The organism is Paenibacillus sp. NFR01 (genome assembly GCF_900111565.1).
GTDB lineage: Bacteria > Bacillota > Bacilli > Paenibacillales > Paenibacillaceae > Paenibacillus_AQ.
The window spans coordinates 23,738-48,755 of sequence record NZ_FOIK01000004.1 but is presented as its reverse complement, the minus strand read 5'-3'; the positions used below and the strand labels follow the sequence as shown (position 1 = coordinate 48,755).

Here is a 25,018-nt window from a genome sequence, read left to right as displayed (position 1 = left end):
AGTGCCTACACCAATGATTAGAGACTAGGATGGTGAACAAGCGATGCATATCGTCGTCGTTGGCCTGAATTACCGAACCGCTCCTGTAGAGGTGCGCGAACAGTTTGCTTTTGCGGAGAAGGATCTGCCTGCGGCGCTGCATCTCTTGATGGGAACGAAAAGCGTCCTGGAGGGAGTCATCGTCGCCACCTGCAACCGGACGGAGATTTACGTGGTGGTCGACCGGCTCCATATGTGCAGTTATTTTATCCGCAGCTTCATGGAGCAGTGGTTTCAGGTAAAAAGCGAGCAATTTGCGCAGCATATGTATATATACGAGGATGAGCAGGCGATTGCCCATCTGTTCCGCGTGACCTGCGGCCTGGATTCAATGGTGATCGGCGAGACGCAGATTTTGGGACAGGTGCGCAGCGCCTTTTTAACGGCTCAGGAGGAAGACGTGACGGCTTCCTGGTTTAACCGTTTGTTTAAACAGGCGATTACGCTCGGCAAACGCGCCCATAGCGAGACCTCCATCGGCGAAAGCGCCGTTTCGGTCAGTTATGCGGCGGTGGAACTGGGCAAGCGGATCTTCGGGATGTTCAGCGGCAAAAAAGTGCTGATTCTCGGCGCCGGCAAAATGAGCGAGCTCACGGTCAAACATCTGTACAGCAGCGGGGCGGCGGAAGTGATTGTCGCGAACAGAACGCTGTCGCGCGCCGTGGAGCTGGCCGAGAAGTTCTCGGGCAAGCCGAGCACGATTGAAGAGGCGCTGAAGCATCTGGACGAGGTGGACATTGTCATCAGCTCGACCGGCGCGAGCGGATATGTACTGACGGCCCAGCAGGTGGCGGAAGGTATGAAGCGCCGTCCTTCGCGGCCGCTTTTCATGATCGACATCGCTGTACCGCGCGATATCGACCCGGCCGCAGGCGAGGTGCCGGATGTATTCCTGTACGACATTGACGATCTGGAAGGCATCGTCGAGAGCAATCTCGAGCTGCGCCGCAGCGAAGCCGCCAAGATTGAGACGATGATTACCGAAGAGATCGAAGAATTCCAGCTTTGGCTGAAGCAAATCGGCGTCCGGCCGGTCATCCGCGCCCTGCAGGATAAAGGAAGCCGTATTCATGAGGAGACGATGGAGAGCCTGTTTAACAAGCTGCCTGAGCTCGATGAGCATCAGCGCAAGGTGATCCGCCGCCTGACGAAAAGCATTGTCAATCAAATGATGCATGACCCGATCAATGTCATCAAAGAGCTGTCCGGCGGAGATGACGGAAACGAAGCGCTCGATTATTTTACCCGGATATTTGCGCTGGAGACGTTATCCGCAGCGGGACAAGGCGGCGGAAACGCTGCTGCCGAAGCCCCGCGGGAGGAAGCCAAACGTCCGGCCGGCGGAGGGTTCGCTTTGCCGGGGCCGGCGTTTACATCGGCGGGGCTCCTGGGTGGGTGACGGTCATGCGTCTGCTGAACGGAATATATGACGCTGCTCTGTTGCTCTACGCCCTGAGCCTGCTGTTTGTTTTCTCGGATTGCCTGAAACGCGATCCGGGCGGGAAGCGGCTGGGCACAGGGCTTCTTGTCGTTGTAGGGCTGCTGCAGGCGGCGGGCCTTGCGCTGCGCTTCTCCCAGGAGGGTGGCCTGCCGATCTTTACGCCTTATGATTTCCTGTTCTGGTTCTCCTTCATTATCGTGCTGACCTCGCTTGCCGTGGCGTATACGCGCGGCGGGGAATTTACGATTCTGCTGCTGAGCGGAGCGGGTTTCAGCGTGTTCCTGCTGAACCGGGTGTGGCTGACGGCGCAGGATCATACGCTGCAAAGCTGGAGCGCCGTGCACGGCTGGCTGGCGCTGCATATCATTTTGGCCAATTTGAGCTTTGGCGCACTGACACTGGGGACGGTGTTTGCGATAATGTACTTGTTTTTGCACGGGAGGCTGAAGCATAAACGTTGGGATGACCGGGTGCGCCGCTTCCCGAGCCTGGAGACCATGGATAAATATTCGCATACAGCCATTCTCGCGGGCGTTCCGCTGCTGGTCGCCTCGCTGGTTCTGGCCGGGATATCCATTATTGCCGAAGGGCGGACGCCGCTGTTCCAGGATACGAAGGTGCTGACTACGCTGATCGGCCTGGGGGTTTATTTGCTGTATCTCGGGCTGAAGGCGACCGGCCGCCGGAGCGGCGCCAGGATGGCGCGTTGGGCGATCGCCGGGTACGGCTTTATCATTTTGAACTTCCTGCTCAACTCCTGGTCGGAATTTCACGGCTGGGGCGGGCCATGACGGAAGGCTGGGTCGTAGGCCGAGTAAGGTGCCAGGGGCAGATGACCTCGGAAAAGGATCGCTAGGGCAACACAGCGGGTATTTTACGGCGCGCCATAGCCCGGACCGGGCGTAGTATCATGGTTGGCCGCGGCTTCATGTATGTCCGCACAGGAAGCATAGATGCAAGGATGAGGAGAGGTTGCTTGTGCCTGATCATTATTTGCCAGTGATGCTCGATGTGCGGAGCCGGCTGGTTGTTGTCGTCGGCGGCGGGCGCATCGCCGAGCGGAAGATCGGCGGCCTGCTGGAAGCCGGGGCCGCCGTGCAGGTGGTCAGCCCGGCGCTGACGGCGCAGCTGGCGCTGTGGGCGGAAGAAGGCGCGCTGGACTGGATCGGCCGGGGCTATGCCCCCGGCGATCTGCACGGCGCCTTCCTCGTGTACGCCGCAAGCGGCGATGCCGCGGTGAATGAGGCAGTGGCGGAGGAAGCCCATGGACTCGGGCTTCCGGTCAATGTGGCGAGCCGGGCCGCGGCGGGGAGCTTCATCACCCCCGGCGTGCTCCGCCGGGGGCGGTTGACCGTCGCCGTGTCGACCTCCGGCGCGGGGCCGGCGGCGGCAGCGCAGATCACGGCGCTGCTGGCGGAGACGCTCGGCGAGGAATACGAGCCGTATCTGGAGCAGTTATATGCGCTGCGCGAAGCGGTCAAGCGCAGCGAGCCGGCGGGCGAGCGGCGCGAGCGCCTGCTGGGGCGCCTGAAGGAGCTCGATCTGCTGGGCGAGATCCGAAAGGGGAGCTTCGCCCCGTGGAGTGCGGAGCGGATTGCTGAGTGGATCGAGGCCAACCGGGAGTGAGCAGCGATCCTGAAGGCCTGGCCGTTGTATTATATACAGCAGATTTGGCCTTTTGGATGCATTCACAGAATCTGCCGGGATTTTCGCGTTCCCGTTGTACAAAATACAACAGAACCGAAAAATTAAAGCCATAAGCTGAAATCTATTGCACTTATTGCAACGTTGGGAAATGGAGCACCGAGGTCGCCTGCGGAGGAACGATACCAAGCAAAAGGCAGCTCCGCGAATGCGGCAGTTCTGCAGAAAGGTCAGCTGCGAAGCAAGAGGCCGTCAGAACGGCAATGAAAGATAGATCATATAGGGACCGGGAGGATACAGGCATGCGGAACATTGTGGTGGGCAGCAGACAAAGCGCGCTTGCACTTACGCAAACGGGGCAAGTCATCGATGACTTGATCCGGCTGAGCGAGCGGCATGGATTTGATTTTACGTTTGAAGTACATAAAATCGTGACGAAAGGCGACCGGATTCTCGATGTCACCTTGTCCAAGGTAGGCGGCAAAGGTTTGTTCGTCAAAGAAATCGAGCAGGCGATGCTCGACAAAGAAATCGATATGGCCGTACACAGCATGAAGGATATGCCGTCCGAGCTGCCGCCGGGGCTTGTTAACGGTGCCGTACCGAAACGGGTCGATCCGCGGGATTGCCTGATTTCGCGCGGCGGGCTGAGACTCGACCAGCTGCCGCAGGGCGCGCGCGTGGGTACGAGCAGCCTGCGGCGGTCCAGCCAGCTGGCCGCGCTGCGGCCGGATCTGGATATTCAGCCGGTGCGCGGCAATATCGATTCAAGGCTCAAAAAACTGGAGAATGGAGAGTATGATGCCATTCTGCTCGCCGCGGCGGGACTCACGCGGATGGGCTGGGAATCACGGATTACCCAGATGCTGCCGCCGGAAGTCTGCCTGCCTGCGGTGGGGCAAGGCGCCCTCGGCATCGAATGCCGGGAGGATGACGCTGAACTGCGTAAGCTGCTCTCCCTCTATAACGATGAGCGCACAGCGTTTACCGTGGCCGCGGAGCGGACGTTTCTCGGCGCGCTTAACGGCGGCTGCCAGGTGCCGATCGGCGCTTTTGCGACCTATGACGATGCCGAAGGGCAGGCTCCGGGACGCATTTCGCTTACGGGGATGGTCGGCATGCCGGACGGCTCGGTCATCCTGAAGGAAACCATTCACGGGGATGACCCGGTGCAGCTTGGGGAAGAAACGGCGAAGAAGCTGATTGCCCGCGGCGCGGAGCAGATCTTGAACGATGTAAGGGGCTGAGGGGAATGGCGGGAAAAATATATTTGGTTGGTGCAGGGCCGGGGGATTCCAAGCTGATTACGGTAAAGGGGCTGGAGTGCATCCGGAAAGCCGATGTGCTGGTGTATGACCGGCTGGCGAGTCCGCGCCTGCTGAAGGAAATGAAGCCCGGCGGGAGTAAAATTTATGTCGGCAAGCTTCCGGACCGCCACACGATGAAGCAGGAGGAGATTAACCAGCTGCTCGTCGATCTGGCGCTGGAGGGCAAAACGGTGGTGCGGCTCAAGGGAGGCGACCCGACGATATTCGGCCGGGTTGGCGAAGAAGCCGAGCTGCTGCGCAGGCACGGCGTCTCCTTCGAGATTGTGCCGGGCATTACGTCGGCGATCAGCGTACCGGCCTATGCGGGCATTCCGGTCACGCACCGCGACATCGCTTCTTCGGTCTCGATCATCACCGGCCATGAAAGCCAGGAGAAGCTGGACCGTTCCATCCAGTGGGATAAAGTAACGAATGCGACAGGCACGCTGATCTTTCTGATGGGCGTTGCCAAAATCGGCTATATCGCCGGCCAGCTGATCAAGCACGGCCGTCCGCCGGAGACGCCGGTCGCGCTTGTCCGCTGGGGTACGCGCTCCGACCAGGAGACGCTGGTCGGGACGCTCGCCGACATCGAGGACAAAGTAAAGGCGGCGGATTTCCAGTCGCCGGCGGTGATCGTCGTCGGCGAGGTCGTGCGGCAGCGCGAGCTGCTGATGTGGGTGGAAGGCAAACCGCTGTTCGGCAAGCGGATTGTGGTAACCCGCTCGCGCAGCCAGGCCAGCGAGCTGGTGGACCGGATCGAGGAGCTCGGCGGCGAGCCGTACGAGTTCCCGGTGATCGAGACGGTCATGCCGCAGGATGCAGGGAAGAAAGCCCAAATTGCCGCGGCGTTCCAGCAGCTGACGGCGTATGATTGGGTGTTCTTCACCAGCGTGAACGGCGTGGAGTTTTTTTGGCGCCACCTGGCGGAGCAGAAGGTGGACCTGCGGGTCTTGTACCGCGCGAGGATCGGCGCGGTCGGGCCGGCCACGGCTGCGGCGCTTGGCGAACGCGGCGTGGTGGCCGAGCAGCTCCCCGGCGAGTTCAACGCCGAGGGGCTGCTCGCGGCCTTCGGCCCAGAGCTGAAGCCGGGCCAGAAGGTGCTGCTGCCGCGCGGCGATTTAGCGCGCGCGTGGCTGCCGGACAAGCTCCGCGAGCTGGGGCTTGAGGTGACCGAGATCGACACCTATGAGACGGTGGCGGCCGGGGAAGACGACGACGAGCTGCTGAAGCTGCTCGAGGAGAAGCGAATCGATGCCGTGACCTTTACGAGCTCGTCGACGGTGCGCAATTTTATCGGCATTCTCCAGCGGATGGGTCATGCCGACCCGCTGCCGCTGCTCAGCGGCGTTAAAATCGCCTGCATCGGTCCTGTGACCGAACGGACGGCGGTGGAGGCGGGGCTGACGCCGGGGCTTATGCCGGAGGAAGCAACCATTGAAGCGCTGGTGCAGGAGCTGGTGCGCTGGAATGAATCGACACGGGTGAAATAACGGCAAGCGGCTATGCCGCCGGGCGGTGCGCCATTCGCGGCCGACCGGTGATTTTGATATAATAGGACAAAGGTAAAAACGAAAGCCAAAGCCCCACTTTGTGGGGTTGTTTTATGATCACGCAAGGGCTAAGGCGCAATTGCGACTACATATTACGGGAGGATGGACAAGCGATGACTTTTCCGATTACACGGCACCGCCGTCTGCGCGGTTCGGCCGGCATCCGCGGCATGGTGCGGGAAACGGTTTTGAACGTGCTGGATTTGATCCAGCCGATTTTTGTGACTTACGGAACCGGGGTGAAAAACGAAATCGGCTCGATGCCGGGGGTGTATCATTTTTCGCTCGATACGCTGAAGGAAGAGGTGGATGAGATCGTTTCGCTCGGCATTCCGGCCGTGCTGCTGTTCGGCATTCCGGAGACGAAGGATGCAGTTGGCTCGTCCGCTTTTGCCGAAGACGGCATTGTGCAGGAGGCGACCCGACTGATCAAAAAATGGTACCCCGAGCTGCTGGTGGTGGCCGATACCTGCCTGTGCGAGTTTACCGACCATGGCCATTGCGGCATGGTGCATACGCACACGGTAGACGGCATCGTGCACGGCGACGTGATCAATGATGCTTCGCTGGAGCTGCTTGCACGTACGGCGGTATCCCAGGCGCAGGCGGGCGCCGATATCATTGCCCCTTCCAACATGATGGACGGGTTCGTGCAGGCGATTCGCACAGGCCTTGACGCGAACGGCTTCGAGCATGTGCCGATCATGTCGTATTCGGTTAAATACGCGTCGGCGTTCTACGGCCCGTTCCGCGAAGCAGCGGATTCGGCGCCGCAGTTCGGCAACCGCAAGACGTACCAGATGGACCCGGCCAATCTGCGCGAAGCGATCCGCGAAGCCGATTCCGACGTGCTGGAAGGCGCGGACATGCTGATGGTCAAACCGGCGCTTGCTTATCTCGACGTCATCCGCACCATCCGCGACCAGTTCGATCTGCCGCTGGTGGCTTACAATGTGAGCGGCGAGTATTCGATGGTCAAAGCGGCGGCGCTGCAGGGCTGGATCGATGAACGGGCAGTCGTATCGGAAATGCTGACCGGGATGAAACGCGCCGGTGCGGATATTATCATCACGTATTTTGCCAAGGACGCGGCGCGCTGGATGCGCGAATAGCCAATTTTAATTAAGGATAATTTGAGGATAAAAGAAGGAGTGAAAAACAATGGGCGATCTGCCATTAAAACGCCGGGAGGAAGCCTCCCGCAAGGCGTTTGAAGAAGCGAAGCAGTATATTCCCGGCGGCGTTAACAGCCCGGTGCGGGCGTTCAAGTCCGTGGGACTGACGCCGGTGTACGTGGAGCGGGGCGAGGGCTCGCGCGTGTACGACATCGACGGCAACAGTTTTATCGATTATGTCTGCTCTTGGGGGCCGCTGATTATGGGCCACGCCCATCCGGAAGTGGTTCAGGCGCTGCAGGCGGCTGCCGTTAAGGGCACCAGCTTTGGCGCACCGACGCTGATGGAGACGGAGATGGCCAAAACGGTCGTGGAACGCGTTGCATCGGTCGATATCGTGCGGATGGTCAATTCGGGCACGGAAGCGACGATGAGCGCGATCCGGCTGGCCCGCGGCTACACCGGCCGCAGCAAAATCCTCAAATTCGAAGGCTCCTACCACGGCCATGCCGACAGCCTGCTGATCAAAGCCGGCTCCGGCGTGGCAACGCTGGGGCTGCCCGACAGCCCGGGCGTACCGGAAGGCGTGGCGGTGAACACGATCACCGTGCCATACAATGATCTGGAAGGGGCCAAGGTTGCCTTTGAACGGTACGGCAGCGATATTGCCGCTGTCATCGTCGAGCCCATTGCCGGCAATATGGGCGTCGTTCCGCCGCTGCCTGGCTTCCTGGAAGGGCTGCGCAAGCTGACTACCGGTTACGGGGCGCTGCTGATCTTTGACGAGGTTATGACCGGCTTCCGCGTGCACCGCGGCTGTGCGCAAGGCTTGTTCGAAATCGTTCCAGATCTGACCTGCTTCGGCAAAGTAATCGGCGGCGGACTCCCGGTCGGCGCTTACGGCGGCAAACGTGAACTCATGGAGCAAATGGCGCCGAGCGGCCCGATCTATCAGGCGGGCACGCTGAGCGGCAATCCGCTCGCCATGGCCGCCGGGTACAGCACGCTGCGGCTGCTGACGCCGGAGGTGTACGACCGGCTGGAGATGCTGGCGTCGCGTCTGGAGGCAGGCCTTAAGCGCAATGCGGAAGAGACCGGCGTGCCGCTGACGATCAACCGCGTCGGCTCGATGGTCTGCCCATTCTTCACCGAGCAGAAGGTCATCAATTTCGATACGGCGAAGACGAGTAATCTTGATCATTTCCGCCGCTATTTCGGCCGGATGCTGGATCAAGGCATCAGCGTGCCGCCTTCCCAGTTTGAAGGCATGTTCGTCTCGGGCGTGCACAGCGAGCAGGATATCGACGATACGATCGAGGCGCACCGCAGCGCCTTGAAATCGCTGTGATGCCGGGAGGCGGGGCCTGGGTCCGCCGGGGCGAATGGCTGGAGGTTATGCCCGGCCGCGCGGTGACCTCCGAGGCCGACAAGGAAGCCGCCGCGGACCGGTGGCTGCTGGAGACGGCGGGTATGCCGGAGAAGCTGCATACCCGGCTGCGCCGCGAGGGCGGCATCCGGCTGCAGGGCGACCGCCTGCGCCTGGCGCTGTTCCCCGCGCGCGAAGCGGGCATTGAGCCGGCCTGGGACGGGGCCGGCGCTGAAGTGCTGTACGAGGACGACTTCGTCCTCGTCATGCACAAGCCGTCCGGCATGGCGGTGCATCCGGACGGCAGCGGCACGGCGACGACGCTCGACCATGTCGTCGCCGCCCATTATGCCGCGGCCGGCGGCGGGATCGCCGTCCGGCATATCCACAGGCTCGATAAGGACACGACCGGTCCTGTGCTCTACGCCAAAAACGAATATGCGCAGCTCGTATTGGACGAGGATCTGCGCCAGAAGGCCGTCTCGCGCCAGTATGCCGCGATCGTCGCCGGCACCGTGCCGGCTTCGCTGCAGGTGATCGACGCCCCGATCGGGCGCGACCGCCATCATGCGGCGCGGCGCCGGGTGTCGCCGGGCGGCCAGCCGGCGGTGACCCGGATTACCGGCCACGAACCGCTGGCGCATGGGACGGTCGTCACGGCGATGCTCGAGACCGGCCGCACGCACCAGATCCGCGTGCATTTGAGCCATGCGGGACATCCGTTGTACGGCGACAAGCTGTACGGCGGCCCGGCATGGGTCACCAGCGTCGCGGAGCGCCAGTGGGGCAGCGCGTCGCCGGCGCCGGAGAGTGCTTCGCCGCAGCGGTCTGCCCCGGTGCTGCCGGGCGCGCGCGGCGCTGCAGCCGGATCCGCCGCGAAGCCGCAGCACGAAGCGGTCACTCCGGCAAAGACCGAGGAGCGCCAGGCGCTGCACGGGGAGCTGCTGGTTTTTCGGCACCCGTGGACCCGCCGGCCCGTCGAAGTTGCCGATCCGTGGCCGGAGGACATGCTGCGGCTCAAGGGGATTTTGTCGGCAACATAAACCGGCCGCAAAAGAATTTACGATTTAAAACGACTCATCAAGACCTCTGTTTCCCGAACGCGGGAACGGAGGTCTTTTTTCTTTGGGGCTGCTCGATGATCGCTGCTCCGCGTTTTTTGGGTAAAACAACATATATGTTTATTATTTTGCGAGAATCGCGAGTTTAGAGACCAATCGCCGACAGGAGGAATGACCATGAAATGGCAGGGCCGTAGAGCAAGTGCGAATGTGGAAGACCGTAGAGGCAGAGGCGGCGGAGGCGGAAAACTCGTCGGCGGCGGGATCGGAGGAATTATCCTCGTGTTGGTGATTACGCTGCTGAGCGGCGGCAATGCCGGGGATGTGCTGAACAATGTCATGTCGAACGGATCCGGCGGATCGGAACCGTACCAGGAATCGGCGCAGGAGCAGGAACTCGCGCAGTTCGTTTCCGTGGTGCTGGCGGATACGGAGGATGTCTGGAGCGATATTTTTGCGCAAATGGGAAAGACCTATACCGATCCGACGCTGGTGATGTACAGCGGGAGCGTGGATTCCGCCTGCGGGACGGCTACCTCTGCGGTGGGGCCGTTTTATTGTCCGGGGGACAGCAAGCTTTATATCGACCTGAGCTTCTATGATGAATTGCAGCAGCGCTTCAAGGCGCCGGGAGATTTTGCGATGGCCTATGTCATCGCCCATGAGGTGGGCCACCACGTCCAGACGCTGCTGGGCACGACGGCCAAGCTGGACCGTGCACGCGCGCAACTGGATGAAAAAGCGTACAACCAGCAGCAGGTCCGCTTCGAGCTGCAAGCCGACTATTTGGCCGGGGTATGGGCGAATCACGCCCAGGGCATGGATCTGCTGGAGGCGGGCGATTTGGAGGAAGCACTGACGGCGGCCAGCGCGGTCGGCGACGACACGATTCAAAAACAGGCGCAGGGATATGCGGTGCCGGACAGCTTTACGCACGGGACCTCGGAGCAACGCAAACGCTGGCTCTACAAGGGGTTCGAAAACGGAACCATCGCCGGGGGCGATACGTTCGGTGCCGCAGAGCTTTAGTTCTGGAGATAAGCCGGAACACGAACACGCACCCTTTCTCTGCAGCGCAGCAGCGTCGTGAAGTGCTGCCGTGTGCTTTTCGAATGAAGGTGTCTGCCGTACCCGTCTGTCTTCAACACTGCAGCCTGTTCTTGAACGTCAGCCGGTTGCGGCCGAGCTTTTTGGATTCGAGCAGCAGCTGGTCGGCGTTGATATAGCTGCGGTACATCGCACCCTCGGCATCCATTTGGTCGTAGTAGAGCCCGAAGGAAGCGGAATAGGTAACGCTGATGTTCTCCTCCCCATATTCCGCCGCTACGCTGCCGCTGCCGAGATGGTCGAGAATTTCCTGGATTTGCTTTACGCATTCATTGCTGGTTTTGCCCCGCAGAAAAATGGTGAATTCTTCGCCGCCGCTGCGAAAGAGCGTGTCATCCTCCGTCAAATGAGCCTTCAGCAGGTCGGCGAAATGAATGATGACCCGGTCGCCTACGGCGTGATTGTAGTTGTCGTTGATTTTTTTGAAGCGGTCGATATCCGCGACGACGACGCCGATCCGCTCTCCGGAATGATCCAGTTCAAGCATCGCTTTATCCATTTGTGCGCGGTTGAAGGTTCCGGTTAAAAAATCGCGGTACGCCATTTGCTCGAACTGGTCGCGTTCGAATTTATGCTTTGCGCTGATCGATTTGGAGTAAAACGACAGGCTGACGATATAGTTCAGAAGGAACAACGCGAGCAGCATCTCCCATTGGTCCAATTGCAGCATGCGCAGCAGCAGGGCGTTCGTTAAGGCGACCTTGCCGAAGTCGAGCAGGTTGCGGCTTTTGAAGATCAGGTTGAACGCTTCCTTGCGGGTGGTGACATCTCCGGACAACCAGAAGGTTGTCACCAGGCAGCAGGAGGAGAGCAGCGAGATGACATAGACAATCAGCATGATCAATATCCAGTATCCGAAAGGTACTTCCTTGGCATAGGGATAGAGAAAGGTATAAAGGTAGTAGCCGACTGTACCGCCGATGGTGAAGGAACCGATGTTGTAAAACGTGTCGAGAAACTCGCCTCGGTCCGCGGTTCCCGTTATTTTTTTGTAAAAATACACCGTAAAGCGGTAAATGACTTCGAAGATGAAGGTGCCTGCCGGGCCGGCGAAAATGCCGAACGAGGAAGTGTAGCTGATGGCATAATCAATGGTCGAATTGCCGCTGCGCGTCACGATGCGAAGCTGGAAATAAAAGCTGGAGAAGATCCAGTACAGAATGAGCGCTTTGATGTATGTAAGGTCCAGAGGAATAACCCCGGGAGTAAACCAGGCGATGGTTATGGATGCAAAAAACAGGAATAAATCGAATACTCTTGCTTTGGCCATAATGTCAGGTTTCCTTTCAGAGATTATATCGATTATAACCGAAAAGGACAAAACGATAGAAGAATAATCTTTCCAGGACCCGGAAATAAGCGGGCACACAGAGGCGGGTATCCATACCCGGCGGCTGCCAGCCTCATATAATACTTTGTTACGCCGGAGCAAATGCTTCGGACGATGAGTCAATTCTGCAAGCCGGGGGAGCGATATTCATTGAAAATACTGCTGGCGACCTACTGGGGACTTACCAATATGGGCGGAATTTGGACGTATATGCGGCAGTTGGCCGACAAGCTGACCGAGATGGGCCATACGGTTACGCTGATGGGCACGCAGGCGGAGAAAAACATGGTTTATCTGCTGGAGGAAGGCGTTTTTTTCGATAAAAAACCGCTGGCATCAGCGCTCGCCGTCCGGCTGGACAGCGAGCGTTTTCCGCATTTGTGGCTGGAGCACGGGATATACAGCTTCGAACTCGGCCGTTATGTCTATGAAAGCGGCGCGGCAGCGCTCGGCCTGGCGGGGTACGATGTCATCCACGCGCAGGATCCGATCGCCGCGTATGCGCTCCGCAGGGCGATGAAACATCCCGTGCCCCTCGTGTACAGCGTTCACGGCGCGCTTGCGCGCGAAGCCTATTACGAATACCGCGGCCTGGAACCGGGATTGACCATGGAGGCCTACGAAGAGCGGCCGATCTGGCGGTACTTCCGCCGGATGGAGCAGCTTGGGGCCACCTCCGCCGATGAACTGCTGGTATCGTCGAGATGGATCGGCAGGCTGACCGCTGCCCATGGCGTGGAGGATGCGAGAATTCATACGCTGCCTTATGGAATTAATTTGAATGAGTTTGCCCTTAGAATGAAGGAACCGTCTCCGCTGGTGCTGGACGGAACCCGCAAGGTCATTATGTACGCGGGCCGTCTGGAATATATCAAAGGCGTCCATGTGCTGGCTGCGGCGCTTGGACGGCTGCAGCAAATTCGCCGCGACTGGGTCTGCATCATCGCTGGGCAAGGTTCGATGGAAAACGAGCTGAAGGCGCAAATCCGGTCGCTCGGACTGGAACAGCAGGTCATATTTACCGGAAGGCTGAACAACATTCCGTCTGCGCTGGGTTCCGCGGATATCTACGTGCAGCCTAGCCTGCAGGATACGCAGCCTTATTCCGTCACGGAGGCGCAGCTGGCCGGACTTGCTCCGATCGTCGCCGGAACGACGGGAATGCCGGAGATGGTAAAGCAAGGCGAGACGGGCTGGATTGTTCCGCCTGACGACCCCGCAGCGTTAGCCGCGCAGCTCGCTCAGCTGCTGGAGGATCGCTCACTGCGCCTACGTACCGGGCTGCAGGCCCGGAGCTGGGCGCTTTCGCACCGCTCGCTGGACGGAATGGCCGAAGGAACGCTGCAGGTTTACCGTAAAGCGGTCGGAACAGCGGTGCTGCGCGGATTTAAGCGCCGCAAGGATGCCTTCGCCCCTTCCTGGACCTCCTCGATTCCCTTAAAGATGAAGCAGGCCTTATCCACGGGAAGCGCGGAGGGTGTTCCTGGTGCTTTTCACCCGGCGGATGCGCTGGAGGGGATGTCCGAATACAGCGAGCTGGCCTGGCTGCTGCGTACCAGGCTGCCGGAACGTTATTCGGTGCCGGATGCCCGTACCGTCATCTCGTGAAACGCCCTACGGGCCTTGCTCCAAATTTGTCATTCCCGGGCGGGAAAAGCATATACATGAGTGAGACACATTTAGGGCTTATACTCTGGGCTTGTCTCAGGGCTAGATTATGCCAAGGAGGAGGACATATCGCGTGTACGATAAGTATAACGGCTTAAGATTTGACATCTACGAGCGCATCCACCTGTCCGCGGACCTTCCGGGTATCACCGAACTGGAAGAAGTGGAACTGGTGCCGGATATTCAGGTTATCGAGCGGGAGGACCGGGCCGAATTGTACGGCCAGCTGCTGCTGACCGGCCTGTATCGGGGAGAAGACGACCGGACGCAGCGGCTGGATCATGCCATCCCCGTTGAGATTACCGTCCCGCTCACCCGGGTAAATTCGCTCGAGGATATCGGCGTCGAAATCGAAAATTTCGATATCGACCTGCTGAATATCCGGACGCTGAATGTAACCGGCGTGCTTTCGCTGCGGGGGATCGGCGGTGCCGAGGCGCAGCCGTCCTGGCAGCAGGAGGAATACACCGTTGCGTATTCGCCCGACGGGGGAGGCTGGCGTCCGGATGAGGAACGGGACGCCAAGGACTTCAGCAGCGAAGTCCAGTACGAGAATCATCTGTGGACTTACGGCGAGGATGCCCAGGCGGTGAATGCCGCCGAAACGGAAGGGGCGTCCGAGGAAGCCGAAGCCTTATTGCCGCCGGAAGAGGAGGAGGCTCCGCTCCAGAAGAGTGCTTCCCTTGCCGATGCACCGCAAAAGGACAAGGAAGCCAAAGCGCGTACGCACAGCCTGGACAACGAAGTTCACTCCACCGCGGCCTTCTCCGGCCCCTCGGCTTCCTGGACGATTCCGGCCGAACCGCAGAATGTGGAATCGCGGGTAGAGGAAGCCCCGGCCATCACGGATACGGCGAATGCAGCGCAGGAGCCGGCGGCGGTCGAAGCGAATGAGGAACTGCTGTCTGCGGAAGATGAGCCGGCTGCGCCTGAACCTACTTACGAAAACGAAGCTGTAAGTCCCGAAGCGACGGTCCCGGAGGAAAAACAAGATCTTAAGGTCGCTTTCGGCAGCAAGTCCGGCGAACGGGAATCGCTCTCCTTCTCTTCGCTGCTCGGCGCGAATCGTTACCGCAAGGAGCCGGAGCCTCCGGCGGCGGAGCCCGCACCGGCGGGGGCGGCTGCTTTTGATGCCGATTCCGAAGGCGACTGGAAAAGCCGCTTCTACGGCAATCTGGCCGGTGAGCGGATGTTCCGCAAAGTCCGCCTGTGCATTGTCCAGCGAGAGGACACCCTCGATACGATTGCCGAGAAGTATCAGCTCAGCGCAAGGGAACTGGTGCTATATAACCGCCTGCCCGGCCAGACCGTAGAGGAAGGCCAAGTGCTGTATATTCCTTAAGTCCCAAAAAAATCGGCTAGTCCAGGTATACTCCCGGCCCATTATGCGTATGCTGGTTGACTAAGAATAATCCAAATTGTATGATGGGATTAATTAAAGTTAACGAAAGACTGGGAACGGGAAGAGTAGGCGGCCAGACCTTCAGAGAGCGGAATTGTCAATTGCTGTGAATTTCCGCAGGATACAGCCACCGAAGTCGCCCAGGAGTCGCCCCTCTGAGCTTGGCGCCGAACCGCGGTGCCGAATTAGGAGGTGGCCGGTTGCAGCCGTTATGTGCATGAGTGTCGCGTCAGGCACCGGATGTTGTTCCATTCGGGAGGTGAAGCCGTTTACGGTATTCCGGCTTGCGCGAAACAAAGGTGGTACCGCGAAAGAATGGCCTTTCGTCCTTTGAGACGAAAGGCCTTTTTGTGTATCCGGAGGAAATGCAGCAAGCGGATTTCTCCGGGGGTCTGCCAGGGCGGCGCCGTTTCGAAAGCCACGCAAAGTTATATTTATGGAGGGTATAGACATGGCTGACATCAACAACCTGCCGACCACGTACGATCCGAAGGCGGCGGAGCAGAAGTGGTATGCATACTGGATCGAAAACGAATTTTTCAAAGCGGGGCAGCGTCCCGACGCGGAGGCGTACAGTATCGTCATTCCGCCGCCGAACGTTACGGGCATGCTGCATATCGGCCATGCGCTCGATTTTACGCTGCAGGATATCCTGATCCGTGTAAAGCGGATGCAAGGCTTTGATACCTTGTGGCTGCCGGGCACGGACCATGCCGGAATCGCCACCCAGACCAAGGTGGAGCAAAAGCTCCGCGAGCAGGGCATTACCCGTCACGACCTCGGCCGCGAAAAGTTCCTGGAGCAGGTGTGGGCCTGGAAAGATCAATACGCGGCGACCATTCACGAGCAATGGGCCAAAATGGGCTTGTCGCTGGATTATTCGCGCGAGCGCTTTACGCTGGACGAAGGATTAACCCAAGGCGTACGTCAAGTGTTCGTCGAGCTGTACCGCAAGGGCTTGATTTACCGCGGCAAACGGATTATCAACTGGGATCCGGCGGCGCGCACGGCCCTCTCGGACATCGAAGTGGAATACAAGGAAGTTAACGGACACCTGTATCATCTGCGTTACCCGCTCAAAGACGGCAGCGGCTACATTACCGTGGCAACCACCCGTCCGGAGACCATGCTTGGGGATACGGCGGTTGCCGTGCATCCGAAGGATGAACGGTATAAGGATCTGATCGGCAAGACGCTGATTCTGCCGATCGTGGGCCGTGAAATTCCGATTATCGCCGATGATTATGTGGAGAAGGAATTCGGCAGCGGTGCGGTGAAGATTACGCCAGCCCATGACCCGAACGACTTCGAGGTCGGCCAGCGCCACAATCTGCCGCAGATCAACGTCATGGACGAGAGCGGCACGATGAACGAGGAAGCCGGACCGTACCAGGGCCAGGACCGCAGCGAATGCCGCAAGAACATCGTCGCTGACCTGAAGGAGCAAGGCGTCCTGATCTCCATTGAGGACCATGTGCATCAGGTAGGACACAGCGAGCGTTCCGGCGCCGTCGTTGAGCCTTATCTGTCCACCCAGTGGTTCGTGAAAATGCAGCCGCTGGCCGAAGTCGCCATCGCTGCCCAAAAGGACGGCAAGGGCGTAAACTTCGTGCCGGATCGTTTTGAGAAGACCTACCTGAACTGGATCGAAAATGTACGCGACTGGTGTATTTCCCGCCAGCTGTGGTGGGGACACCGCATTCCGGCCTGGTATTCCGAATCTACCGGCGAAGTATTTGTAGCTTACAGTGAAGAGGAAGCTCGCGAAATGAGCGGACTTGACGATCTGAAGCAGGACGAGGATGTACTGGATACCTGGTTCAGCTCCAATCTGTGGCCGTTTGCGACACTGGGCTGGCCGGATGAGGACAGCAGCGACTATCAGCGCTTCTATCCGAACAATGTGCTGGTTACCGGATACGATATCATCTACTTCTGGGTGGCGCGCATGATTTTCTCGGCCTTTGAGTTCACGGGCAAAAAGCCATTTGCCGATGTGTTCATGCACGGACTCGTGCGCGATGCCGAAGGCCGCAAGATGTCCAAATCGCTCGGCAACGGGATCGATCCGCTGGATGTCATCGAGTCGTACGGCGCCGATGCCATGCGCTACATGATTTCCACCGGCATCACTGCCGGGCAGGATCTTCGCTTCCGTCTGGAGAAGGTGGAGCAGGCGCGCAACTTCGCGAACAAGATCTGGAACGCGTCGCGCTTTGCGCTGATGAATCTGGAAGGCTTCAGCTTCGCGGATATCGACATTACCGGCGACCTGACGACGGCCGACCGCTGGATCCTGCACCGCCTGAACGAAACATCCCGCGACATCACGCGCCTGATCGACGCCTACGAATACGGCGAAACCGGACGCCTGCTGTATAACTTTATCTGGGATGACCTGTGCGACTGGTACATTGAATTCGCCAAGCTGTCCCTGTACGGAGAGAACGCGGCGGCAAAAGCCAAAACGCAATCGGTGCTCGCTTATGTGCTGGACCGGACGCTGCGCCTGATCCATCCGTTTATGCCGTTCATTACCGAAGAGATCTGGCAGCATTTGCCGCATGAAGGCGAGACGATTACGCTGGCCGCATGGCCGCAAGCCGATCCGGCGTTCGAGAATCCGCAGGCGGTAGCCGAGATGAACCTGCTGATGGATGTCATCCGCGCTGTGCGCAACATCCGGGCGGAAGTCAACGTACCGATGAGCAAAAAAGTCGAGCTGATCATCAAAGCGGCTGGCGAGGATGTCCTCGGCATCCTTTCGCGCAACGAGCATTATATCGCACGCTTCTGCAACACCTCGTCGCTGGAATCGGGCCTGGCTCCCCAAGCTCCGGACAAAGTGATGTCGGCGGTAGTGACCGGTGCCGAGCTGCTGCTGCCGCTGTCGGGCCTGATCGATATCGGACAGGAAATCGCCCGGCTGGAGAAGGAAGTGTCGACGCTGAACGGCGAAGTCGAGCGCATCGAGAAAAAGCTCGGCAACGAAGGGTTCGTCGCCAAGGCGCCGGCCAAAGTCATCGATGAAGAGCGGGCCAAGCTTGCGGACTATTCCGCGAAACGGGAAACCGTGCTGGCCCGCATCGCAGAATTGAAAGGATAATCGCTATGGAAGAGATCATCGGGAGCGGCTCAGCCGCTCCTCTCGGTTCTTATGCCGAAGCGGTCGAATGGATCAATGGACTGATTCCCTTCGGCATCCGCCCGGGGCTGGAACGGATTGAGCTGCTCATGGAAAAGCTCGGACATCCGCACCGTAAGCTGAAGTTTATCCACGTAGCGGGAACGAACGGCAAAGGCTCGACCTGCGCTTTTCTGACCCGTGCGCTGCTGGAGAGCGGGTACAGCGTCGGTACGTATACGTCGCCTTATATCACCAAATTCACGGACCGTTTCCAGTTTAACGGAGCCAATATTCCCGAGGACACGCTGATGGAGCTGGCGTGCGTGCTGCACCCGCTGGTTGCGGAAATTGCCGCCACCGAGCTCGGCTCGCCGACCATGTTTGAGGTGTCGACCGCACTGGCAATACTCTATTATGCGACCGTATGCTACCCGGATGTCGTCGTCTGGGAGACCGGGCTGGGCGGCAGGCTGGACGTCACCAACATCGTGAACCCGGTCGTTTCGATCATCACGAACGTCGGCCATGACCATACCGATGTGCTCGGCGACACGCTGGAGCTGATTGCCGCCGAGAAGGCCGGCATTATCAAGCCGGGCGTTCCGGCTGTAACCTGCGCGACCCAGCCCGAGGTTCTTGCCGTGCTGAAGGCGAAAGCGGCCGAGGTGCGTTCGAAGCTGTACGTAGCCGGCGAGGATTTCAGCGTCGAGGAGGCCCGGATCGAAGACGGGCTGCAGCACTTTGCCTTTAATGGTCCATTCCGGACGCTGCCTGTCGCCATTGCGATGAAAGGCGAGCATCAGCTGGCCAACGCATCGGGCGCGCTGATGGCGCTGGAGGTGCTGCGTCAGTATCTGGCTTTTATGCTCGACGACGAAGCACTGCAAAAGGGCTTCCGGAATACCTTCTGGGCCGGAAGGCTGGAGGAAGCGTCGCAGTCCCCGCGCATCGTGCTGGACGGCGCACATAATCCCGAAGGGGCGGAGGTGCTGGCCCAAAGCCTGCCGAAATTTTATTCATACCGCCGTTTAAATTTGCTGATGGGGATGCTATCAAATAAGCATCACGAGTCATACTTCAAGCATATACTGCCTATAGTGGATACGCTCATCCTGACCGAGCCGGATTTCCGTAAGAAAATGGACGCGGAAGATCTGAAGCGAATCGCAGAACGTCTGCGCGGGCAATATGCCAAGGATCATTTGGAAATTATAGTAGAACATGATTGGGGCAAAGCGCTTGAGCTGCTGCAGTCGAAGACCGCGGCGGAAGATCTGGCCGTGGTATCCGGTACGCTGTACCTGATTTCCGACGTGCGCGGCACGCTGCTGAAGCAGCCCGATTCTGAAAAAGGCTGGTGACAAACTGTTGGATACTACTGAACGTGTGCATTTTATTGGAATCGGCGGCTACGGAATGAGCGCGATTGCCCGTGTCATGCTGGAGATGGGATATACGGTTACGGGCTCTGACGTGGCCGCACAGGAACTGACCGAAAAACTGATTGCCAAAGGTGCAAAAGTGTATATCGGGCATAAAGGAGAACAGGTAAAGGGGGCCGATCTGGTCGTCTATTCCACTGCGCTGACCAGCGACAATGTGGAATGGGTGGAAGCGGAACGCCTGAACATTCCGATTCTTCACCGCTCGCAAATGCTGGCCCGCCTGCTGAATGAACGCAAAGGGGTAGCCATCGCCGGCGCGCATGGCAAAACGACCACCTCCTCCATGATCGCTTTGATTATGGAAGACTGCGGCGTTGACCCGACCTATATCATCGGCGGGGAGATTATGAATGTCGGCACGAATGCCAAAGCTGGCAAAGGCGAATTTGTCGTCGCGGAAGCGGATGAGAGCGACGGCTCTTTCCTGCATTACCATCCGTGGCTGGGGATCGTCACCAATATTGAAGCCGACCATCTGGAGAACTACGGCGGCGATTTCGGCCGCTTGAAGGCCGCTTACGTGCAGTTCATGAACCAACTGCGCGAAGACGGAACCGCGATCGTATGCGCGGACGATGAAACAGCCAGTTCCCTGCTGCCCGAAGTAAAGGGCACGGTCATTACTTACGGCATCCATTCCAAGGACGCGGATTATACCGCGACGGATATCATGCTCGGCGACCGGCAGGTTTCCTATACAATGAACCACGGAGACCAGGTGCTCGGCACCATCCGGCTCTCCATCCCGGGAAAATACAATCTTTACAACTCCATGGCTGCCGTAATCGCCTGCCTGAAGGCGGGGATTTCGTTTGAAGCCATCGCCGAGTCGATTGTCAAATTCCACGGGGCCAAACGCCGCTTTCAGGTGCTTGGCGATTCGGACGGCATTCTCGTCATCGACGACTATGCCCATCACCCGACGGAGATTCAGGCTACCATCAGCGCCGCGAAGGCAACCGGCAAGCGGATCATCGCCGTGTTCCAGCCGCAGCGCTATACCCGCACGTTCTTTTTGCTCGATGCGTTCAGCCGGGCCTTCGGGGAAGCGGACGAGGTGATTTTGACCGATATCTATTCTCCGGCCGGCGAAAAGCAGATCGAAGGCGTGTCCTCTGCCAAGCTGGTCGAGCTGATCGTGCAGAACAGCAACTCTAGCGCAAGGCATCTGCCGACCAAAGAAGACGTCCTGGCAGATCTGCGCGGGCGCCTCGAACCGGGCGACCTGGTGCTTACCATGGGCGCCGGGGATATCTGGAAAGTTGCCTATACCCTGGCCGGCGAGCTTCGCGGCGAGACAAAAGAATAGCAGCGTCAGACAGCGGCGCACGCTTTTTCGGAAACGGGGGAGCGTGCGCTTTTTTATAGTGAAAAAGCAACTCCCGCTTTTAAAACCGCTGCCTTGGCGATATAGTAAGTAGGATACGTTTTTTTATTATCGGATTTTCCCTGGGTGGTGTACGCTTGTCTCTACAGCTCGATATTCATTCGTTACTGTACCTATTCATTTTCGGGAACCTGTTTATTTCACTGATGATTACGTTCTACCGCTTTCACTTTCCCAGAGACAAGGCGTCGGTTGTATTCATTGCCGCCAAGTGGATTCAAGTGGTGTACTGGTATTCGATCCTGCTGTGGGACCGTTTGCCCCGGGTCCTGGCGATTCCGCTCAGCAACGGTCTGATCTTGGTCGGCGGGACGCTGGAGATTGCAGCCCTCCTGCTGATGATGAACATGCTGGGGCCAAAGGATAAACGCTATTACCTTACTCTTATCCTCATCAGCATTGTCTGTTTCTTCACCGTCGCGCTGTTCTGGAACCGGCCGAATAACCGGGTCGCGATTACATCGCTGTTTGCGGCACTGTTTGCCGTTCATCCGGGCTACCGTCTCAGCGCCAACGCCCCCGGCTCTCCGCTGCAGAAACTGCTGGGCCATCTGTTCTTCGGCTTTGCCGGGGTAATGCTGTGGCGGGGGGCGTACGCGCTTTTCCTGGCTCCTGACATGGGGGCTTTAACGGCCAATACGGCCCAATACGTTTATTATATGGGCATGTTTTTCCTGATGATTGTCGGGACAGCCGCCTTTATCCTGTTATCGAACGAGCACTCTTACGAGGAACTGAAGCGGATTGCCACTTACGATTCGCTGACGGGGATCATGAGCCGGCGCACGTTTTTTCAGGAAACGGAGCAGAAGCTGGAGCTAGCGGCAAAAAGGCAGGATCCTTGCACGCTGCTGATTCTGGATCTCGATCATTTCAAAAAAGTCAATGATACCTATGGCCATGATAAAGGCGATACGGTGCTGCAGCATTTTGCCATGGCCGTGGAGCAGAGTCTGGGAGAAGGCGACCTGTTTGGCCGGATCGGCGGCGAAGAGTTCGGAGTTATGCTGTACGGAATGGCCGAGAAAGAAGGTTTCGGGAAAGCGCAGCAGTTGTGCGTCTTGGTGGAGGAGGCTTTGCTGCAGGTTATTCCGGAGGGATGCACGGTCAGCGTGGGAGTGATTTCCGTGCTTCCCGATTCGTACACAGCACTGGATACGTTGTACAAGCTTGGCGATAAAGCGCTGTACCAGGCGAAGACGCAAGGAAGAAACCGGGCGGTCATCGCCCGTTAAGGGCTTCATGCCCATACTGCATGCCTGGGCCGGCTGAAGGGTAGGGGGGAGTTTCATCACCGCACATTTTGATCTGGTTACGCTGGAAGTATGCCTTTTTTTCGGAAATTTGTTTACGGTGCTCCTCATGCTGGCATACCGTTCCCGCTATAAAGATGAGGCTTCGCGTTTGTCCGTTGCTTCCAAGCTGCTGCAGATTCTGATTCTGGGACTGCTGCTTGTCCTGGCTCCCGGGCATATCCGTTATATCCTGCCGATATTTATCATGTTATACCTTGCCGCCGCGGTCACGGAGGCTTTTTCGCTGCTCAAGCTGCTCGGCGCCTACTCGGAAAGGGTAAAAGAACGCTATTTCACCTTGGTAGCCATTGCCGGGTCCGGATTGATTATTCTGTATCCGCTGTTGCCGTCGAGGCCCTATTTCGTCGCGGTGGCTTCGCTGACGGGCGCTTTTGGGGGATTTTACCCAGCCTATGTCCTGCTGGTCAAGCTAAAAGAGACACCACTGCAAAAACTGATCGGAGTGCTTTACATTGTCGTCATTTTGTCGCTGCTCGGCAAGGGGATACTCGCGGTAGGCCATTTGGCGGAGCGTGCTCCGGCAGTTGGCGGATTTCTGCAGGATTTGTTCTACGTCGGTTTGTATTTGCAGATGCTTATCGGCACCGCCGGCTTTATGCTTCTGATGCGGGAACGGTCGTACGCGGAGCTGGAGCGGGCGGCGACCTACGATGAGTTGACGGGAATTTTGAACCGCCGCGCGTTCGTGCAGCGTGCCCGTCCGCTGATTATGGGTGCGGCGCGCCATGCGGTTCCGTATTCGTTTTTGCTGGTGGATGTGGATCATTTCAAGAGCGTCAACGATTCGCACGGGCATGACACCGGAGATCGGGTGCTGAGGCATTTTGCCGGAAAAATTGCTGCCGAGCTCGATCGCGGCGATTTATTCGGCCGGTTCGGCGGCGAGGAATTTGCCATTCTGCTGCACCGTGCGGATGAAACCGCCGCCGAAGAAATTGCCGAACGGCTGCGCCGGGTGGTGGAAGCATCTGCTTTGCCGGGAATGTCGCTCTCCTATACGATCAGCCTCGGCCTTGTGACGGTACAACCCGGACAGCGCGTTCCGCTGAATACATTGTACCGTTTAAGCGACAAAGCGCTTTATGAAGCCAAGCAGCAGGGGCGGAATTGCGTGGTACATTGCCCACTTGTTTAATGGGAAAACACCACATAAATTTAACTGTTCGTCTGCATCCCTCTGAACATAAGCAGAGCAGCGCCCCTTGATGAAGGGGAATCGCTGCTCTGCTTTTTTTGCAAGTTTAATAAGTTTGTGCTGCGCGATGCGCCAAGACGCTTATCCGCGGCTCCCGGATGGATTGTCTATGCCTGGATCACCGCCGAAGTCAAAGCACCGTGTTTATTTTTTTGAAAACCATAAATTAACAAATCTTGCTCCGGATTATTGGGTATATAACTATAATAAACATAAAATATAGAAACATTGGATGAGGAGAAGTGAATATGAGAGAGCGACTGCTGTTTATTACCGCGGAGAATCCGTTTCCGCAGGACAGCGGAGGCAAGCTGCGCACCGGCAATATCCTGAGCCTTCTGCAAGACAAGTATGAGGTCGATCTAATTACTTACCGGGGACGAGAGGGAACTGCGGACACGCCTACCCGGCCGCAATTAAACGTATACGAGGTACAGCGCTCCATGAATTACCGCAAGGCGATGCTGCGTTCGCTGTATACGTGGCGCAACTGCTCTTATATGAGCCATGCCGATGTCGATATGCGGCGCACAATCGTCAGCTTGTGCCGCGAGCACCAATACCGGCAGGTCTTCATTTCGCACAGCCTCCTCGGCTGCTGCATCGACATCGTGCGGCAGGCATTGCCGGAAGCGGAGATCATCACCGACGCGCATAACTTCGAGAGCGGGTTGTCGGCACAGCTGGCCGGCAGCAAGCGGGGGCTGGCCAAGCTTTATTTTTCGCTGAATGCCTTCTGGACGCGGCGGGACGAACGCAAGCTGATGGACAAAACGAATGTGCTGCTGACTACCTCCGAAGAAGACGGGCAATCCTTCAGGGCGCTCTCGGGCAAAAACGCCTCCAAAGTGCATGTCATTCCCAACTTTATCCGTATCGGCGATTACAGCGACGCGCCTCGGGCTGCCCAAGAAAACTGGATCATCCTGCCGGGCAATATGAACTATTTTCCGAACATTCACGCAGCTGCTTATTTCTTCCGGGACATTTATCCTTCCGTTAAGGCACAAATTCCGGGAGTGAAGTGGTACATTGTCGGCCGGGATGTGCATCCGGAGGTGGCCGCGCTTGCCGGAAAAGATCCATCCATCGTCATTACCGGTTATGTAGACAGCGTGGCGGAGTACGTGCGAAAGGCCAAAGTGGTGGTCGCTCCGCTTCTGGAGGGCAGCGGAACCAGGCTGAAGATTCTCGAGGCTTGGGCGCTTGGAACACCGGTGGTGTCCAGCTCCAAAGGCGCGGAAGGGCTGCGTTACGAGCATTCACGCAATATTTTGATCGCGGATGAGCCTCAGGCTTTCGCCGACAGCATCGTCCGCCTATTCCGCAACGAACAGGAAGGAAGGCAGCTGGCCGAAGGCGCCCGGCAAACGCTTATGGCCCATTATGAAGCGGGAAGCGTGAAATCGAAGCTGCTGGCGCTGGTGTGAATTTGCGAACGGGTACTGCGAGCTGTCCGAAATCGCTGCCTCACGCTTGGTGTTGCCAAAACAATCCGCATATTTCTCTATCGTC

General features: G+C 58.2%; 18 protein-coding genes and 1 other annotated feature. Of the genes, 17 read left to right on the top strand and 1 reads right to left on the bottom strand.

All coding sequences use genetic code 11. The annotated features are described in order from the left end of the window. Window positions 1–43: 43 nt before the first annotated feature. The 9 genes from hemA to BMW84_RS17440 all read left to right on the top strand — a co-directional run bounded on the left by hemA (window position 44) and on the right by BMW84_RS17440 (window position 10,555). Window positions 44–1,438, top strand: a complete 1,395-nt coding sequence (hemA, locus tag BMW84_RS17480) for a glutamyl-tRNA reductase (RefSeq protein WP_091070649.1) — start codon at window positions 44–46, stop codon at window positions 1,436–1,438. Window positions 1,439–1,443: 5 nt separating this feature from the next. Then, window positions 1,444–2,271, top strand: coding sequence for a cytochrome c biogenesis protein CcsA (ccsA, locus tag BMW84_RS17475; RefSeq protein WP_091070647.1), 828 nt, complete (start codon window positions 1,444–1,446; stop codon window positions 2,269–2,271). Between the two features lie 187 nt (window positions 2,272–2,458). Beyond that, window positions 2,459–3,106, top strand: a complete 648-nt coding sequence (locus BMW84_RS17470) for a precorrin-2 dehydrogenase/sirohydrochlorin ferrochelatase family protein (RefSeq protein ID WP_254773033.1) — start codon at window positions 2,459–2,461, stop codon at window positions 3,104–3,106. Window positions 3,107–3,426: 320 nt separating this feature from the next. Further along, entirely contained in the window at window positions 3,427–4,371 is a 945-nt protein-coding gene (hemC, locus tag BMW84_RS17465) for a hydroxymethylbilane synthase (protein WP_091070646.1), read from the top strand. A 5-nt stretch (window positions 4,372–4,376) separates the two neighbouring features. Further along, window positions 4,377–5,924 (top strand): uroporphyrinogen-III C-methyltransferase, encoded by a 1,548-nt coding sequence (gene cobA, locus BMW84_RS17460; protein WP_091070644.1) that lies wholly within the window; start codon window positions 4,377–4,379, stop codon window positions 5,922–5,924. Between the two features lie 173 nt (window positions 5,925–6,097). After that, a complete protein-coding gene (gene hemB, locus BMW84_RS17455) occupies window positions 6,098–7,096 on the top strand; it encodes a porphobilinogen synthase (protein WP_091070642.1) in 999 nt (332 codons plus the stop codon). A gap of 49 nt (window positions 7,097–7,145) precedes the next feature. Beyond that, window positions 7,146–8,447, top strand: a complete 1,302-nt coding sequence (gene hemL, locus BMW84_RS17450; protein WP_091070641.1) for a glutamate-1-semialdehyde 2,1-aminomutase — start codon at window positions 7,146–7,148, stop codon at window positions 8,445–8,447. A 47-nt stretch (window positions 8,448–8,494) separates the two neighbouring features. After that, window positions 8,495–9,508, top strand: a complete 1,014-nt coding sequence (locus tag BMW84_RS17445; protein WP_254773032.1) for an RluA family pseudouridine synthase — start codon at window positions 8,495–8,497, stop codon at window positions 9,506–9,508. Window positions 9,509–9,703: 195 nt separating this feature from the next. Next, window positions 9,704–10,555 (top strand): KPN_02809 family neutral zinc metallopeptidase, encoded by an 852-nt coding sequence (locus tag BMW84_RS17440; protein WP_091070638.1) that lies wholly within the window; start codon window positions 9,704–9,706, stop codon window positions 10,553–10,555. Window positions 10,556–10,667: 112 nt separating this feature from the next. On the opposite strand, the gene BMW84_RS17435 is transcribed toward BMW84_RS17440, so the two are convergent. Continuing rightward, a complete protein-coding gene (locus BMW84_RS17435; protein ID WP_091070636.1) occupies window positions 10,668–11,903 on the bottom strand; it encodes a GGDEF domain-containing protein in 1,236 nt (411 codons plus the stop codon). A gap of 210 nt (window positions 11,904–12,113) precedes the next feature. Here BMW84_RS17435 and BMW84_RS17430 point away from each other — a divergent pair, with 210 nt between their 5' ends. The 8 genes from BMW84_RS17430 (at window position 12,114) to BMW84_RS17395 (ending at window position 24,933) form a co-directional block, all read left to right on the top strand. After that, window positions 12,114–13,571, top strand: coding sequence for a glycosyltransferase family 4 protein (locus BMW84_RS17430; RefSeq protein ID WP_175498868.1), 1,458 nt, complete (start codon window positions 12,114–12,116; stop codon window positions 13,569–13,571). 133 nt (window positions 13,572–13,704) lie between these two features. Further along, a complete protein-coding gene (locus BMW84_RS17425) occupies window positions 13,705–14,973 on the top strand; it encodes a LysM peptidoglycan-binding domain-containing protein (RefSeq protein ID WP_175498866.1) in 1,269 nt (422 codons plus the stop codon). Between the two features lie 103 nt (window positions 14,974–15,076). Continuing rightward, window positions 15,077–15,367: a binding site (T-box leader), on the top strand. 117 nt (window positions 15,368–15,484) lie between these two features. Further along, a complete protein-coding gene (locus tag BMW84_RS17420; RefSeq protein WP_139209641.1) occupies window positions 15,485–18,139 on the top strand; it encodes a valine--tRNA ligase in 2,655 nt (884 codons plus the stop codon). Between the two features lie 5 nt (window positions 18,140–18,144). Beyond that, on the top strand, window positions 18,145–19,521 hold the full coding sequence (locus BMW84_RS17415) for a bifunctional folylpolyglutamate synthase/dihydrofolate synthase (protein WP_091070630.1): 1,377 nt from the start codon (window positions 18,145–18,147) through the stop codon (window positions 19,519–19,521). A 7-nt stretch (window positions 19,522–19,528) separates the two neighbouring features. After that, on the top strand, window positions 19,529–20,914 hold the full coding sequence (gene murC, locus BMW84_RS17410) for a UDP-N-acetylmuramate--L-alanine ligase (RefSeq protein WP_091070628.1): 1,386 nt from the start codon (window positions 19,529–19,531) through the stop codon (window positions 20,912–20,914). A 155-nt stretch (window positions 20,915–21,069) separates the two neighbouring features. Then, window positions 21,070–22,227 carry a GGDEF domain-containing protein gene (locus tag BMW84_RS17405; RefSeq protein WP_091070627.1) on the top strand — a complete coding sequence of 386 codons (1,158 nt, stop codon included), beginning with the start codon at window positions 21,070–21,072 and terminating at the stop codon, window positions 22,225–22,227. Window positions 22,228–22,354: 127 nt separating this feature from the next. Next, window positions 22,355–23,443, top strand: coding sequence for a GGDEF domain-containing protein (locus BMW84_RS17400; RefSeq protein ID WP_139209639.1), 1,089 nt, complete (start codon window positions 22,355–22,357; stop codon window positions 23,441–23,443). A gap of 308 nt (window positions 23,444–23,751) precedes the next feature. Further along, a complete protein-coding gene (locus tag BMW84_RS17395; RefSeq protein WP_091070623.1) occupies window positions 23,752–24,933 on the top strand; it encodes a glycosyltransferase family 4 protein in 1,182 nt (393 codons plus the stop codon). The last annotated feature ends 85 nt before the right edge of the window (window positions 24,934–25,018 follow it).

Coding starts and splice junctions, on each gene's coding strand:
- BMW84_RS17420 (WP_139209641.1), top strand. CDS start 15,485: ATGGCTGACATCAACAACCTGCCGACCACGTACGATCCGAAGGCGGCG.
- cobA (WP_091070644.1), top strand. CDS start 4,377: ATGGCGGGAAAAATATATTTGGTTGGTGCAGGGCCGGGGGATTCCAAG.
- BMW84_RS17415 (WP_091070630.1), top strand. CDS start 18,145: ATGGAAGAGATCATCGGGAGCGGCTCAGCCGCTCCTCTCGGTTCTTAT.
- hemB (WP_091070642.1), top strand. CDS start 6,098: ATGACTTTTCCGATTACACGGCACCGCCGTCTGCGCGGTTCGGCCGGC.
- BMW84_RS17435 (WP_091070636.1), bottom strand. CDS start 11,903: ATGGCCAAAGCAAGAGTATTCGATTTATTCCTGTTTTTTGCATCCATA.
- hemL (WP_091070641.1), top strand. CDS start 7,146: ATGGGCGATCTGCCATTAAAACGCCGGGAGGAAGCCTCCCGCAAGGCG.
- BMW84_RS17440 (WP_091070638.1), top strand. CDS start 9,704: ATGAAATGGCAGGGCCGTAGAGCAAGTGCGAATGTGGAAGACCGTAGA.
- hemC (WP_091070646.1), top strand. CDS start 3,427: ATGCGGAACATTGTGGTGGGCAGCAGACAAAGCGCGCTTGCACTTACG.
- ccsA (WP_091070647.1), top strand. CDS start 1,444: ATGCGTCTGCTGAACGGAATATATGACGCTGCTCTGTTGCTCTACGCC.
- BMW84_RS17445 (WP_254773032.1), top strand. CDS start 8,495: ATGCCCGGCCGCGCGGTGACCTCCGAGGCCGACAAGGAAGCCGCCGCG.
- BMW84_RS17400 (WP_139209639.1), top strand. CDS start 22,355: ATGCTGGCATACCGTTCCCGCTATAAAGATGAGGCTTCGCGTTTGTCC.
- hemA (WP_091070649.1), top strand. CDS start 44: ATGCATATCGTCGTCGTTGGCCTGAATTACCGAACCGCTCCTGTAGAG.
- BMW84_RS17395 (WP_091070623.1), top strand. CDS start 23,752: ATGAGAGAGCGACTGCTGTTTATTACCGCGGAGAATCCGTTTCCGCAG.